Below are 13,316 nucleotides of genomic sequence, written 5' to 3' on the forward strand. Positions count from 1 at the left end.
AAATTATCTACTATTCTTTTCGTATGGTTGACCATCTGCTGCAGGTGCTGTTGTTTTTCCTACAAAACCTGCCAAGGCTAACATAGTTAAAATATATGGTATACTTGAATAAAACTCTGAAGGTAAATTCCAACTAAAGCCTTGAGCAAATATTTCAAAAGAACCACCAAAAGCAAATAATAAACATGCACCCATAGTACCAAATGGTTTCCAATTACCGAATATCATTGCTGCTAAAGCTATAAATCCACGACCTGCAACCATTCCTTCTCTATAAACTGGAGTTATTCCAATTAATGCAGCTCCGCCTAATCCTGCCAAAGCTCCAGATAATACAACACATAGATATCTAACTTTATATACATTTATTCCTAAAGTGTCTGCTGCCTTAGGATGTTCACCTACAGATCTTATTCTTAATCCTGTAGGAGTTTTAAATAAAACATAATGTGATACTATGACAGCGATTATTGCAATTATAACAAACCAATTTATGCCTCCAATAATAGGACCTAGTACAGGAATACTCTTTATAAATGATGGCACATTATAAGGAAGTGCTTTAACTATATCTGTTTGTCCACCTTTTTTAAATATCTTAAATATCAAAAAACTAGCTAGAGCTGACGAAAAAAGATTTATAGCCGTACCAGATATAACCTGATCTGCTTTCAACGTTACACTTAAAAATGCATGTAATAGTGCAATTAATGCTCCTGCTATTATAGCAAATAATATTCCAATTATCGGATTTCCCGTAGTATATGTACCAAATACAGCAAAGAAAGCCCCCATTATCATCATACCTTCGAGTCCTATATTAACTACACCAGATCTTTCCGAAAACACTCCACCAAGTCCTGCAAAAACTAAAGGTGTGGCCGTTCTTAATGTTGCTGTTATAAGTCCTATTATCATTAAACTACTCATTGACTAACACCTTCCTATTCTTCTTTTCTGAAAAGTATCTTACTATATAATCTGTTGCTACAAATATAATTATTATTGATTGTACTAAATAAACTATTTCCTTTGGTATTCCATTTAGTTGTAACATCTTTGAACTACTATTTAATGCACCAAATAATATTGCTGAAGGTATACATCCTATAGGATTATTTTTGGCAAGCAAAGCAACCGCTATACCATCAAAACCAAATCCAGGTAAAGCCATCATATCTTGTGCTTGATGCATAACCCCTGCTATATGTGTAGCACCACCAATTCCCGCTATAGCCCCGGATAAAACCATAGCAAAAACTGTATTTTTAGCTATATTTATTCCACCATATTCTGCACCTTGTGGATTAAATCCAACAGCCCTTATTTCATATCCAATTGTAGTTTTCCAAAGTATCCAATATATTAATATGGCACAAACTATTCCTATGATTAAACTTATATTGGCTCTACTCATATTACTAAATCTTAATAATTGAGCACTTTTTTGAATAATCTTTGTACTTGCAGAAGATTTAACTGCAAATCTTGACCTTAATATTATATAGTTACCTAAATACAAACCTAAATAATTCATCATTATTGTATTTATAACTTCATTAGTTCCTATTTTTGCTTTTAAGTATCCTGGCACAGCTGCCCAAATTCCTCCAGCTATTATACCCCCCGCTATTATTAGAATTGAATGTATAACTGTATTTAATCCAGGTATAAGCCCTATAATTGCAGCTGATATCATACCTACTATAAACTGACCTTCTACACCTATATTAAATAAGCCACATCTGAATGCTATGGCATTGGCAACTCCTGTAAAAATTAAAGGAGTAACATATATCATTGTTTCTAAGGTTTTTCTTGTGTCTCCAAAGCTACCGTTCCATATAGTCTTAAATAAATCTTTAAGAGCAGAAAAATATTGAAGTATTGAATATCCTTTTGCCCACATTACAAAGAATACTGATACAAATATAGCAACTACTATAGCTAAAAGTGGAAAAGCTAATGATTTTAATATCTTTATTATAGGATTATCTTTATTATTTTTAACGTTTTCATTATCCACCTTATTTCACCTCTTCCTTGTTATAATCACTAGTACTTCCTCCAGCCATCAATACTCCTAGTTTTTGTTCTGTAGCATCTTTTCTATCTACAATTTTTACAATTTTACCATCATACATAACTGCAATTCTATCTGATAAAGATAATATTTCATCTAATTCTAATGAAACAAGTAAAACAGCTTTACCATTATCTCTTTCCTCTACTAATCTTGTGTGTATGTATTCTATAGCTCCCACATCTAATCCCCTAGTTGGTTGAGATGCAATTAATAAATCTGGATTTTTTGATATTTCTCTAGCTGCTATAAGCTTCTGTTGGTTTCCTCCAGATAAAGCTGATGCTAAAACTTCATCATTAGGTGTTCTAACATCAAATTCATTAATAAGTCTATTACAATGTTTTCTTATTTCAGCATAGTTCATTATTAATCCCTTACTGAAAGGTTTTTTATGATGTATACCTAATATAGAGTTTTCAAACAAAGAATATTTAAGTATAAGTCCTCTTTTATGTCTATCTTCTGGAATATGTCCAACACCACTATCTATTATTTCTCTAGAACTCTTGTTTAATATTTCTTCACCCTTGAGTTTTATACTTCCACCATCTGCCCTAGAAAGCCCTGTCAATACCTCTATAAATTCACTTTGACCATTTCCATCTACTCCTGCTATACCTACTATTTCTCCTGCTCTTATAGATAGATTTACCCCTTTAAGTACTGAAACTCCCCTTCTATCTTTAGCCACGATATTCTCTACTTTTAATATTTCTTTACCTAATTTTTGGGGTTTTTTATCTATATTTAAGTCAACTTTTCTTCCTACCATTAACTCTGCTAATTCATCTATATTCGTTGCTGAAGTTTTTACTGTTCCCGTAACTTTTCCTCTTCTTATTATAGTTACTCTATCACTCATTTTCATTACTTCCTTTAATTTATGAGTTATAAGGATTACGGATTTACCTTGTGATTTTAAATTTTCTATTATTTCTCCCAATTCATCTATTTCCTGCGGAGTTAAAACTGCTGTAGGTTCATCTAATATTAATATGTTAGCTCCTCTATATAAAGCTTTTAAAATCTCAACCTTTTGTTGCTGACCTACAGATATATCCTCAATAACAGATTTAGGATCTATTGAAAATCCATATTTTTTTGCTATTTTATCTACATCCTTAATAGCTTTATTTATGTCTAACTTTAATCCCTTTCTTGGCTCTATTCCAAGAATTATGTTCTCTGCTACTGTAAAGTTATTAACCAACATGAAATGTTGATGAACCATACCAATTCCTAATTTAATAGCATCATTAGGGCTTGTTATGTTAACTTTTTTCCCTTCAATAAATATATCTCCTTTTTCAGCTTGATATAGTCCATATAATACATTCATAAGGGTAGTCTTACCAGCACCGTTTTCTCCTAGTAATACATGAGTCTCTCCTTTAAAAAGCTCAAAATTTACATTATCATTTGCAACAGTACCAGGAAAAACTTTAGTTATACCTTTCATTTCTACTACTTTATCCATTAGCCTTTCCTAGTTATTGAATACCTTTACAACAACTAGTTGCCTCCCTCCATTTTTTATTAATATTAAAATGCCCTAATAAAAATACAGTATGTAGTTTATAAAAGCTAGATGGTTTACACTCATCTAGCTTTTATTTTATAATCCTTTAGTAAAATTTTATTTTACTTCTGGAGCATTGAATTTCTGTAAATCTTCTCTTGTTGCTGGCACTTTAAATTTATCTTCTTTTATATCTTTCTTATATTTATCTACTAAATCTAATACTTCTTTTGGTGTATTCTTATCTGAAGTAGGGGCTATATCAACACCATCTTCTTTTAATCCTAATTCTATATATTTGCCACCTTCAAATTTTCCATCAATCACAGATTTAATTGCTTTATATGTAGCAACATCTACTTTCTTTATCATACTTGATAATATTATATCTTTATATTCTGGTACTGTAACTGATTGGTCTAAATCAACACCAATAGCCCAAACTGGTTTATCTGGTTTAGTTAATTCTTTTGCCGCCTTAAATAATCCAATTCCAACTCCACCTGCTGCATGATATATAACATCACAGCCTGAACCATATAATGATTTTGCTAATTCATATCCTTTATTTGTATCTCCAAAACTATCTGCATATTTTACCATGGAACCCTTTTCAGAACCTTTTCCAATTAATCCTTTTGCAGCTTCTGGATTTACAGCCTTAACTCCTGCAGCGAACCCAACTTCGAATCTTTTTATAAGTACATTGTCCTTTCCACCTATAAATCCAACCTTATTAGTTTTAGTCATTTTACCTGCTATAACACCCATTAAAAAAGATCCTTCTTCTTCTTTAAATTTTATAGCTTGAAGATTTTTTTTATCCACCTTTGAATCATTAGGATCAATTATAACAAATTTTTTATCTGAATATTTTTCTGCTATATTTTTAATTGATGGTTCCACTTGAAACCCTACACCAAATGTTAAATCACAGTTATCGTTTACTAACGCTTCTAAGTTTGATTCATAATCTTCTTTCTGTTTTGATTCTATAGGTTTGTAATCGATTCCAAATTCCTTTTGAGCTTTTTTAACCCCTGTATCTGCGGCTTGATTAAATGATTTATCATTTAGTCCACCTTCATCAGTAGATAATCCCACCTTAATTTTCTTATCCTTATTTGCGGAAGATGAATCTGCACTTTCACTATTTCCGCAACCTGCAAATAATGTAACAACCATTATTGCTGAAGCTACCAATGCTACTAGTTTCTTCTTTTTCATTGAAAATTCCCCCCTAAAAATTCTTTTATAATTTACTCAATATACTTAACTAACTTCTACAAATCCATATTAAATCCTTCTTTTATTATTAAATTTATTTCAAATTTATGAATTTTTAATAAATTTTAATTATACTATATTAATCATTATATGCATAATAATTTCTAATTATATGAATATTTTTAATTGCACGAAAAATTATTTGCATAAAAAATTTTTATGTAAATAAGCTAATTGTTATTTACATAAAATCATATAATTAGAAATTAATAATCCTCTATAAAAAATATACCACAAGCTCCTGGTCCTGCATGTACACCTACAACACATCCAACCTCGCACTCTATAAAATCTGTTCCTTTATCCTTTAAATTTTCTCTAAGAGTGCTTAGAATATCTTTATTATCTACATGTAACAATACACATGGTTCCTTATCTTTAATACCTAATTTATTAATGTATTCTAGTATAGCCCTTATAGCCTTTTTACTTCCCCTAACCTTATCTTTGACCACCATTAATCCATCTTCTACAGCTAGAATAGGCTTTATTCCCAAAACATTGGCTATAAAACCTGCAGTTTTAGAAAGTCTTCCTCCTTTTATAAGATAATCCAACGTTTCAAAAGCTAAAATACTTTTAACATGAGGTTTAGTTTCATTAATTTCTTTTTCAATTTCATGTATAGATAATCCTTGCTCTCTAAGTCTACAAGCCTTCATAACTAAAAGTCCTAGACCTGATGTTACATTATTACTATCAATAACTACTATATTCTCTGAATCTAACATATCTCTAGCTATGCAAGCAGATTGATACGTTCCGCTCATTTTAGAAGATAAATGTATAGAAACTATCTTATATCCCTCATCTAAATAATTTTTATAACATTCTGCAAATTTTTGAGGGTTTAACTGAGAAGTTTTTGGGAAAATACATTCTCTTTCTATTTTGTCAAAAACATCATATAATTTTATATCTACACCATCTTTATAACTACGTTCCCCAAAATTAACTAATAACGGGAGGACCTTTATTTCATAATTATCCACTATATAATCTGGCAAATCTGCCGTACTATCAGTTATAATCTTTATTTTATTCATTTAATTATTCCTCCTACTATTTCATATTTGGAAAACCTATTTGTCTTAGTGCTTCATATGCTACTACAGAAACTGTATTTGATAAATTTAATGATCTAGTACTACTACTTAACATAGGTACTCTTATACATTTATCTAAATTATTATTTTTAATTTCATCTGGTAATCCTGAAGATTCTCTACCAAATACTATAAAATCTCCACTTTTAAATCTAACTTCATTATAATAATTGTCTCCATGAGTTGTGGAGAAATAAAAATTAGAATCTTTGTATTTCTCTCTTAATTCTTCATAAGATTCATATATAGTTAAATCCAAATATTTCCAATAGTCTAATCCTGCTCTTCTTAAATGTTTTTCATCTAAACTAAATCCTAAAGGCTTTATTAAATGAAGTTTTGAATCCGTAAGCACACAAGTCCTTGCTATATTACCTGTGTTTTGCGGTATCTCTGGCTGAAATAATACTATGTTTAAATTCAAAACCCTTCCTCCGTTCTTACAAAAAAAATATAATATTTGTACTAATTAGTACAAATATTATATTACTCTATTATTAGCTTTTAGTAAAGATTATAAAAAAATAACAAAATGTTAATTTTTTTATGGTATAAATATTAATTTAAATATTAATTTAATAATTCCAATTATATTTTAACCCTTTGAGTATATATTAAATACTAAACTTCCTCCATTTGTATATCCTTCGATATAAATAGGATAATTTAAATTATTTCTAAATTTAAAATCTATGCTACCATAACTTACTGTAGCATCCTTACCTTTTGGTACATAATGAACCGGTTTGGTGTGATGTGTCCTTTCTACTGCTTGTAACCCCGCTTTCTCTACAACATTATATAAAGTTGAAGATACTTGACAAACTCCCCCACCTAATCCATCTTCTACTCTATCTCCTATGATAACTGGAGCTGCTTGATATCCCTTTTCCGCTGATCTTTCACCTACTACATTATTAAAACTAAATATATCACCAGGCATTAATATTTTACCGTTGATAGCATTAGTAGCTAATACTATGTTATTTGCTCGCTGTGGTGAAGATATTCCTCCATACTGAGTAGAAAAAGAACCTATATTAGTATTTATCACAGACAATTTATCTGAAGTTATTCTAGGTTGTACAACTTTTATAGATGCCTTTTCACATATATCCTTTGATAAATCTTTATTAATTTTATTTACTAAGTCCTTTTTTAACTTATCTTTTTCTAATTTTTCACCATTGGTGTGAGGTATAACTGAAAATCCACCTCCATTTGGTGTCAAAGAAGCATTTACAGGATCCACATTTACATTTTTTTCAACATTCCCTATTAATGAGTCCAAAACCTTTTTATCATAGTCAAAATCTATAGCGTAATTTTTGGAAGGCTTGTTTTTAATAATACTATATCTTTTGAAAATAATTAAGTTTTTTCCATAAGAAAAAGCATCATTAATTACTTTATCCAAATTATTTTTAGCCTTTAAATCTGAATATTTTATTGAATATTCTTTTCCCTTAGCTTCTACTTTAACTTTTTTGTCTAATAATTTATTCCAATACCCCTTTTCTACTAAGATTTTAGCTTCTTTTTTAGTTTTTCCAGAAACATCAATTCCTTCTACACTTACCCCTGGATAAATTAAATTATTATAAAATTTAACTTTATTGTATTGGTAAACAAAAAAACCTGAAAATACTGCTAAAATACTGCACACAACAGCAATCAATAATAAGTTTTTACTACTAGTTGTGGCATTCTTTTTAACTCTTGTAACTTTTCCCAAAAATATCACCTCACTAAAGTCATAATAATTATACTACAAAAATTCCTAACTTTACACAGTTTTAAGCTTTAATTTGTTTGCTAAATGTTTAAAATTTTTAAATTATAGTATATACTTGAAATTAATCTTAACTTTTAAAAATTATTGAATAGGATGTGTTTTTAATGGATTTCCATAAAAAGTCTCTATTAAATTATTTAAAAAATATATTATCTATTCCAAGCCCTACTGGCTTTACTTATAATGTAACAGATTATATAAAAAAAGAATTAGATATTTTAGATATTCCTTATACTGTTACAAATAAGGGAGCATTAATCATAACCCTAGAGGGCACCAATAGATCCTATGAAAGAACTCTATCCTCTCATGTGGATACATTAGGAGCCATGGTTAAAGAAATAAAAAATAATGGTTCTTTATCTATAGTTCCCATTGGTGGATATATGATGAACTCCATAGAAGGTGAAAATTGTACGGTTCATACATTAAATGATGAAGTTTATACAGGAACTATACAAACAATAAAACCATCTGTACATATACATGGTGATGACTCTAAAACTCTTAAGCGTTCTCCTATTAATATGGAAGTTATTATTGATGAAAAGGTTTTTTCAAAATCAGATGTAGAAAAATTAAATATAAACGTAGGAGATTTTATATGCTTTGATACTAGAACCTTATTCACTGAAAAAAATTTTATAAAAAGTAGACATTTAGATGATAAAGCTGGAACCGCCATCTTACTCTATGCTATAAAATATATTGCTAAGAATAATTTAACGTTACCTTATACTACTAACTTTTTAATAAGTAATTATGAGGAAGTAGGTCATGGAGCTAGTTATATCCCAAATAACACCAGAGAATTTATTTCTGTAGATATGGGAGCCCCTGGGAAAGGTCAAAATTCTTCTGAATATAGTGTATGTATTTGTGCAAAAGATTCATCTGGACCTTATGATTTAGAACTTAAAAAGAGATTAATCAATATATGCAAAACTAGCAATATACCTTATAAAATAGATATTTATCCTCATTATGGCTCGGATGCTAGTGCTGCATTAAGAGCAGGTTGGGATATAAAAACAGCTTTAATAGGACCTGGCGTTTATTCCTCTCATGCTTATGAAAGAACCCATATAGAAGCCATACTTGCAACCTTCGACCTAATAATAAAATATTGTGTATCCTAGTATTTTATTACATATTTAACAATATAATTTACAAATATATCCTATTTTAGCTTAGGGGGAAACTATGGAACAACTACCTAGTACTGAAATAAAAAAGAAATCTAATATAAAAAAGATTATAACTATACCTTTAATAATATTATTATTCATAATAAACCTTTTAGGTTTTTACACTGGAAATTTAGTTTATTATGAAGCCTGTAAGGCTCAAACTAGTAGGGGAATTCCTAATATGTATGATACTTATAAGTGTACTTTTAATGAAAAAAGATTTAAATCATTAGCAAAAGAAAATGTAACTATTCAATCTAAGTATGGCTACAATATTAAAGGTATCTATTTAATAAATCCTACACCTACTAAAAACTCTGTAGTTATCGTTCATGGAATTAAAGGTACACGTTGGGAATCTATGAAATATGCAGATTTATATTTAGATAAAGGATTTAATGTACTAGTTTACGATTCCCGCTATCATGGACTGACTGGGGGTAATGACGTAACTTTTGGATACTGTGAAAAATATGATTTAGATCGTTGTATAGATTGGCTTTATAAAAAAAATAAGGGTGGCATAATAGGTGCCCATGGAGAATCTCTAGGTGCTGCTACTGTTTTATTACATTCCCAATTAAATTTAAATAAAAATAAGGTTAAATTTTATGTGGCTGATTGTCCTTACTCAGATTTAAAGGAACTTTTAATATATAGAATGAATAAAGATCTGCATATTTCCAATAAAATTATTTCTAATGCTTTAATATTTTATTCAGGTACATGTGCCTTAATAAGATCTGGTTTTACTTATAACAAAGTCTCTCCCATTAATGCTGTTAAAAATGTAGAAACTCCTATAATGTTTATTCATGGAGATATAGATTATTTTATTCCCAAAAAAATGAGTGAAGATATGTATAAAGGAAAACCTAATCCAAAAGAGCTCTATATAGCTCCTGCTGCAGGTCATGCACAAGCCTATTTGTATAATAAGAAGGAATATACTAAAAAACTTTATCAGTTCATAGATAAATATGTTCCTATAATTAATTAAATTTTTAAAGGAGACGAACTAATATGAAAGCTGAAATTCTATGCGTAGGTACTGAAATTTTACTTGGAGATATAATAAATACTAATACTCAATATATTTCTCAGAGATTAGCTCATCTAGGTATTGATGTGTACCATCAATGTGTAGTAGGAGATAATGAGAAAAGACTTTTAGAAGAGTTTGAAAGAGCATTTAAATATTGCGATATAGTTATAACTACTGGTGGATTAGGACCAACTAAAGATGATATAACTAAAGAAATAGCTTCTAAATTTTTTAATGAAGATTTATTCCTACATGAAGAATCATTAAAAAATATAGAAAAACGTTTAAGTTTTTATAATAAAAAAATGACTGATAGTAATAAAAAACAAGCTTACTTTCCTAAAATTAGTGATATTTTTCAAAATCCCAACGGAACAGCACCTGGTTGTGCCATCTCTAAAAACAATAAAATTATAATAGTACTCCCAGGACCTCCTAAAGAAATGAAACCTATGTTTGAAAATAGTGTAGTACCTTATCTTGAAAGATTAACTAATACTACTTTTAAATCTAAAATATTAAGAATAGTAGGTGTGGGAGAAAGTGATGTAAATGATATTGTAGGTGATTTATTAGAAAATCAAACTAATCCTACAGTAGCACCTTATGCAAAACCTGGAGAAACAATATTGAGAATAACAGCTAGGGCTAAAACCTCTGAAGAAGCATTAAAATTAATAACACCTGTAGAAAATGAAATAAGAACTAGATTAAAAGATAATATATATGGAACTGGAGAAACTTCTCTAGAAAATGTGGTTGCAAAACTATTAATAGAAAAAAAACTGACTATATCTACGGCCGAATCTTGTACCGGTGGACTTTTAGCTGGAAGACTTATTAACTTCCCTGGTATATCTTCTGTATTTTTAGAAGGTTCTATAACCTATAGTAATGAATCTAAAATTAAAAGATTACATGTAAAAAAAGAAACCTTAGAAAAATATACTGCTGTAAGCCCCGAGGTTGCAAAAGAAATGGCAGAAGGTATAGCTAAAACTTGTGGAACTGACATAGGCATTTCAACTACTGGAGTTGCAGGCCCTGGAGGTGGATCTTATGGTAAACCCATAGGATTAGTATACATAGGCCTATATATTAAAGGAAAAGTAATAGTTAAAGAATTAAATTATCCTGCAAATAGAGAATTTATAAGAAACCGTACCGTACTAAGAGCATTAGATTTTTTAAGACGTGAACTAATAAAATAAATAGGTAAAAAATACATAAATATTATAAAAACTCAACAATACAAGAGAATACTTATTTATATTAAGAGAATGTATTTCTAAATAATACATTCTTTTAATATAAATATAAAGAATATAATATACCTAATTATATTATGTTTGAAATGCTATAATTAGTGTAACTTTAATGATACTCTTTTAACCTCTTCTGCTACAGCTCTAGCTACTCTTTTATCAAAAGCTTCTGGTATTATATACTCCTCATTAATTTCCTCATCATTTATTAATGAAGCTATAGCCTTAGCTGCTGCTAATTTCATTTCTTCAGTTATATTTCTTGCTTTAACATCTAATGCACCTCTAAATATACCTGGAAAAACTAACACATTATTTATCTGATTAGGAAAGTCTGATCTCCCTGTAGCTACAACTTTTGCACCAGCCTTTTTAGCCATATCTGGCATAATCTCTGGCGTGGGATTAGCCATAGCAAAAATTATGCTATCTTTATTCATAGTTTTTATCATTTCTTCACTTAAAACCCCTGGTGCTGATACTCCTACAAATATATCTCCTCCTTTTATTATTTCTTTTAAATTTCCTTGAATTTTTTCCCTATTAGTAATTTTAGCTATTTTTTGCTGTGCATCATTTAACGCTTTATCTCCATCTACTAATGCACCCTTTTTATCACACATTATAATATTTTTAGCTCCCGCCTCCAAAAGTAACTTACATATTGATATTCCCGCAGAACCTGCACCATTTATAACTATTTTTGTTTCTTCTAATTTTTTAGATACAACTTTTAAAGCATTATATAATCCAGCTAAAACTACTATAGCAGTTCCATGTTGATCATCATGAAAAACTGGTATATCTAACTCCTCTTTTAATTTCTTTTCTATATAAAAACATTCTGGTGCTTTTATATCTTCTAAATTTATTCCACCAAAAGTAGGTGCTATTAATTTGATAGTTTTTATTATTTCCTCAGGATCTTTACTATCTATACAAATAGGAAATGAATCTATATTAGCAAATTCCTTAAATAATAAGGCTTTACCTTCCATAACTGGCAATGCAGCATACGGTCCTATATCCCCAAGTCCTAATACTGCAGTACCGTTTGTAACTACTGCTATAGTATTTCCTTTTATAGTATAATCATATACTTTTTCTCTATCTTCAGCTATCTCTAAACAAGGTTGTGCTACCCCTGGCGTATATGCTATAGCTAAATCTTCTTTATTTTCTACTTTGATTTTTCCCTCTATTTTTAATTTACCTTTATTTTGTTTATGTATTTCTAAAGACTTTTTTTTAATATCCATACGTTTCCCTCCTTATTATTTATAAACATATTATCGAAAAAGATATCCACATGTGGATATCTTTTATTAAAAATTGTTAATATAATATAGTATATAAAACTAAAACATTCCAATAGAAACATTAAAGTAATTCTACCTTTTTTTATAATAATTACAATAATCCTTAATAGTACATTGACTACATTTAGGATTTCTTGCTATGCAACATCTTCTACCATGAAATATCAATAAGTGATGCATTAGTATCCACTGTGATTTTGGAATTACTTCTTGCAACTGTTGTTCTGTCTTATTAACATTTTGGCTATTTGCAATTCCTATTCTGTTAGAAACTCTAAACACATGGGTATCTACTGCTATAGTAGGAACATTAAATGCATTCGCTAATACTACATTAGCAGTTTTTCTTCCTACCCCTGGTAAAGATACTAATTCATCAAATTTTTTTGGTATCTCCCCTTTGAATTTTTCTTTTAACTCTCTACAAAGAGCTAATATATTTTTGGACTTATTTCTATATAAACCTATTTTTCTTATTTTATCCTGTAATTCTTCTTCATTTAGAGTTAGAAAATCCTTAGGGGTTTTAAATTCTTTAAATAGATCCTTTGTAATTTCATTAACTTTTTTATCTGTAGTTTGAGCAGATAAAACTGTAGCTATTAAAAGTTCAAAAGAGCTATTATAATTTAATTCACATTTAGCATCTGGATATGTGCTTTTAAGTAAACTAATAATTTTTTCTACATTGTCCTTTTCCAATG

At 29.2% G+C, this 13,316-nt stretch carries 12 protein-coding genes; 3 read left to right on the forward strand and 9 right to left on the reverse strand.

Annotated elements, in window-relative coordinates:
• Window positions 1-3 precede the first annotated feature (3 nt).
• From BN1711_RS11320 to BN1711_RS11350, 7 genes are all read right to left on the reverse strand, one after another.
• The gene (locus BN1711_RS11320; RefSeq protein WP_050608257.1) at window positions 4-930 is read right to left on the reverse strand and encodes an ABC transporter permease; all 927 of its coding nucleotides are present in this window, start codon (window positions 928-930) and stop codon (window positions 4-6) included.
• Window positions 923-2,026, reverse strand: coding sequence for an ABC transporter permease (locus tag BN1711_RS11325; RefSeq protein WP_050608258.1), 1,104 nt, complete (start codon window positions 2,024-2,026; stop codon window positions 923-925). Before BN1711_RS11325 ends, BN1711_RS11320 begins: the two co-directional genes overlap by 8 nt.
• A 1-nt stretch (window position 2,027) precedes the next feature.
• Window positions 2,028-3,563: an ABC transporter ATP-binding protein gene (locus BN1711_RS11330; RefSeq protein WP_050608259.1), complete on the reverse strand. Its 1,536-nt coding sequence runs from the start codon at window positions 3,561-3,563 to the stop codon at window positions 2,028-2,030.
• A 159-nt stretch (window positions 3,564-3,722) separates the two neighbouring features.
• Window positions 3,723-4,832 carry a BMP family lipoprotein gene (locus BN1711_RS11335; protein ID WP_050608260.1) on the reverse strand — a complete coding sequence of 370 codons (1,110 nt, stop codon included), beginning with the start codon at window positions 4,830-4,832 and terminating at the stop codon, window positions 3,723-3,725.
• A 266-nt stretch (window positions 4,833-5,098) separates the two neighbouring features.
• Window positions 5,099-5,938 carry a DegV family protein gene (locus BN1711_RS11340; protein ID WP_050608261.1) on the reverse strand — a complete coding sequence of 280 codons (840 nt, stop codon included), beginning with the start codon at window positions 5,936-5,938 and terminating at the stop codon, window positions 5,099-5,101.
• A 16-nt stretch (window positions 5,939-5,954) separates the two neighbouring features.
• On the reverse strand, window positions 5,955-6,422 hold the full coding sequence (locus tag BN1711_RS11345; RefSeq protein WP_050608262.1) for a tRNA (cytidine(34)-2'-O)-methyltransferase: 468 nt from the start codon (window positions 6,420-6,422) through the stop codon (window positions 5,955-5,957).
• Window positions 6,423-6,593: 171 nt separating this feature from the next.
• Complete coding sequence (locus BN1711_RS11350; RefSeq protein WP_423243714.1) at window positions 6,594-7,739, reverse strand: VanW family protein; 1,146 nt, start codon at window positions 7,737-7,739, stop codon at window positions 6,594-6,596.
• A gap of 158 nt (window positions 7,740-7,897) precedes the next feature.
• On the opposite strand from BN1711_RS11350, the gene BN1711_RS11355 reads away from it, so the two are divergent.
• From BN1711_RS11355 to BN1711_RS11365, 3 genes are all read left to right on the forward strand, one after another.
• On the forward strand, window positions 7,898-8,932 hold the full coding sequence (locus BN1711_RS11355; RefSeq protein ID WP_050608264.1) for a M42 family metallopeptidase: 1,035 nt from the start codon (window positions 7,898-7,900) through the stop codon (window positions 8,930-8,932).
• 64 nt (window positions 8,933-8,996) lie between these two features.
• On the forward strand, window positions 8,997-9,983 hold the full coding sequence (locus BN1711_RS11360; protein ID WP_050608265.1) for an alpha/beta hydrolase: 987 nt from the start codon (window positions 8,997-8,999) through the stop codon (window positions 9,981-9,983).
• Between the two features lie 23 nt (window positions 9,984-10,006).
• Complete coding sequence (locus tag BN1711_RS11365) at window positions 10,007-11,239, forward strand: competence/damage-inducible protein A (RefSeq protein ID WP_050608266.1); 1,233 nt, start codon at window positions 10,007-10,009, stop codon at window positions 11,237-11,239.
• Between the two features lie 152 nt (window positions 11,240-11,391).
• On the opposite strand, the gene BN1711_RS11370 is transcribed toward BN1711_RS11365, so the two are convergent.
• Both BN1711_RS11370 and nth read right to left on the reverse strand, forming a co-directional pair.
• Window positions 11,392-12,552, reverse strand: coding sequence for an NAD(P)-dependent malic enzyme (locus tag BN1711_RS11370; protein ID WP_050608267.1), 1,161 nt, complete (start codon window positions 12,550-12,552; stop codon window positions 11,392-11,394).
• A 132-nt stretch (window positions 12,553-12,684) separates the two neighbouring features.
• On the reverse strand, window positions 12,685-13,314 hold the full coding sequence (nth, locus tag BN1711_RS11375) for an endonuclease III (RefSeq protein WP_050608268.1): 630 nt from the start codon (window positions 13,312-13,314) through the stop codon (window positions 12,685-12,687).
• Window positions 13,315-13,316 lie beyond the last annotated feature (2 nt).

This window comes from Clostridium niameyense, assembly GCF_001243045.1.
GTDB classification, from domain to species: Bacteria; Bacillota; Clostridia; order Clostridiales; family Clostridiaceae; genus Clostridium_F; species Clostridium_F niameyense.